Consider the following 2,190-nt stretch of genomic DNA (forward strand, 5'->3'; position numbering starts at 1 on the left):
TCCTGATAGAGCCGGCGCACAACGTTTCCTTCTCCCCTCCTGGACCAGACGCTCAGCCGGCAGAGTCGCCGCGACGGTCAGTGCTCAGTCGCTCGCTGTCGCCGCCGTTGTCGTTCCCGTTGTTGTTTCCGTTGTCCTGGCCGTCTCCGGCGCCGTTTTCGTTGCCATTGGCATTGCCGCTGTCCTGGCCATCTCCTGTGCCGTTGACATTGCCGTTGTTGTTTCCGTTGTTCTGGCCCCTCCCGTTCCCGTTGCCCTGACCGTTCCCGTTTCCGTTGTTCCGGCCGTCACCGTTGCCGTTGCCATTGCCGTTCCCATTGCCGTTGCCGACTCCGGGCCTGCTCCCGCCGGCCCTTGGTGGGGCGACGTCGGCGTCGATGATTCCCGTGCCCGGGGCGTCGGTCCCGGACTCCTGGGTGTCTTCGCTGTTAGGGCCGGTGCGCAGCGTGCACGCGGCCAGTTCCTCCAACTGTCGCGCCACCCCGGTGTCGTCCGGCTGAGTCAAGGAAACGATTCTTCGAATGGTCGAGCGTCGTTCGTTCTCCAGGGGAGTAAGGATCTGCTCCCGCGTCAAGGCGAGATCGCGCTCGAACCGCTCATTCGCGGCGATGACTTGGGCATCCAGAAGGATCAGTGCTTGCTGCACCTCCCCCTTGTGCTCCGCGGAGAACCGCGAGATCGCTCTGTCCACATCCGGGCACTCAATGACACGTGCCGACGGCTGGTCGATTTCTTCGATGGCAGGGGTGAACGCCGCCGCGGCTTTTTCGCCGGACCTCTGTCCGCTTTCTCCCGCGGAGGCGGAGACACCGGCCATGACAATCCCGCCGCAGCCTACGACAAGGACTGCCGAGAGGGCGGCCACTCGGATCCCGGGTATCGAATTCATGCGCGATGCGCGCTTCATGATTTCTCCCGTCGTGCGATTCTTTCCGTTCTTTCGCTACATACGGGGTGCCCGGGACCTGTGTTCAGGGATCTCACAGGAAGGAGAGCGGCGCGGTGAGCGCCTGTGGACGCGCGGGCCGGCGAGCCGGGGTTCACATGGCGGGGTGGTGTGGCCCCGCCTTCGGCCGACTGCTCCGGTCCCGGTCGTGCGACGAAGTCGTCGCGGCCGCCTGTTCCAGGGCTTCCGCGATGACGTGCGCGAGATCTCTCGGAGCTTCGCGGAGCAGATGGCTCACGGATTCGGCCGCCTTGACGGTGCCCTCGGTTCCGAGGTGCGCGCGCCAGTCGTCCGGCCGGTCGTGCATGAGCGAACCCAGTCCGCAGAGCACCGCCCACCAGGCCATCAGCGGATGCAACTCCGCCCGCAGAGACGGGATCACCGGCATGAAGTACCGGTTTCCCGCGTACTCGGTGGTCATCGAGCGCAGCCGGTCGAGGCGGGCTGACCGGCCGGTTTCGCCCTGCGGCATGACCCAGTCCATGCGAATGCCTCCGCGGCCGTGCGGGAACGGGGAGAGTGCCGGAACCAGGGCTCCGTCCCGGACGTGACAGCCGTAGCCGTGGCAGGTGGCCGCGGGAGGAAAGAACCCCAGATGCTCGTCCAGTGCTTCGCGGGTTCCCGCCCGCATCACGTGGTCCGGGATGTCGCACACGGACACGGTCAGGATCGCGCGCGGTTCGGCGTCTCCCACATCGCCGTGGACGTACAAGGGCGTACGCCGGCGCCTGTCCGTCAGCGGATGGTCCAGGTTGACGGGCAGAGCGTCCCAGGCGTCCTCCAGGCGCAGGGGCGTGTCTCCCCAGACCGGTGAGCCGAGGATCTCGCTCACCCGGGCGAAGCCACCCGCGGATCCGGGCGGCTCCGTGACCAGCGCGATGTCCGCGAGGTCGCCGGGCAGGGGAGCGGTGGAGCGTATGCCGTTCGACGTGAGCCGCCAGCCGTCGTCGGCGAGTCCGGGTGCGCAACTGGCGATGGCGCGAGCGGCCTGGCACAGACCGTGGAGAAGGGGAAGGGGCCGAGCGGCAGGGGGCTGCTCCTCCGCTTGACGGAAGAGCCGCTCCATCGACTTGAGGGCGTCCACGAACGTGTGGTGACGCTCCTCGTGGGAGTGCACGGCTCTCGCCGGGACTCTGCGGTGGGCACGCAGCCGCCGCCAGGATCTTTCGGAACCGGCATGAAGGTACATCGCCCGTCGTCCTCGCTGTTCAGGTTCAGGCAGGGGTCCGTGGCTCCTGATGACC

2 protein-coding genes are annotated in these 2,190 nt (G+C 67.3%); both read right to left on the reverse strand.

Going from position 1 to position 2,190, the window contains the following annotated elements:
* Window positions 1-52: 52 nt before the first annotated feature.
* Window positions 53-907, reverse strand: coding sequence for a hypothetical protein (locus tag ACFTZL_RS44195; RefSeq protein ID WP_382596096.1), 855 nt, complete (start codon window positions 905-907; stop codon window positions 53-55).
* 133 nt (window positions 908-1,040) lie between these two features.
* Window positions 1,041-2,063 carry a YaaC family protein gene (locus ACFTZL_RS44200; protein ID WP_382596099.1) on the reverse strand — a complete coding sequence of 341 codons (1,023 nt, stop codon included), beginning with the start codon at window positions 2,061-2,063 and terminating at the stop codon, window positions 1,041-1,043.
* Window positions 2,064-2,190 lie beyond the last annotated feature (127 nt).

The sequence above is a fragment of the Streptomyces sp. NPDC056948 genome (genome assembly GCF_042674225.1).
Classification (GTDB): Bacteria; Actinomycetota; Actinomycetes; order Streptomycetales; family Streptomycetaceae; genus Streptomyces; species Streptomyces purpurascens.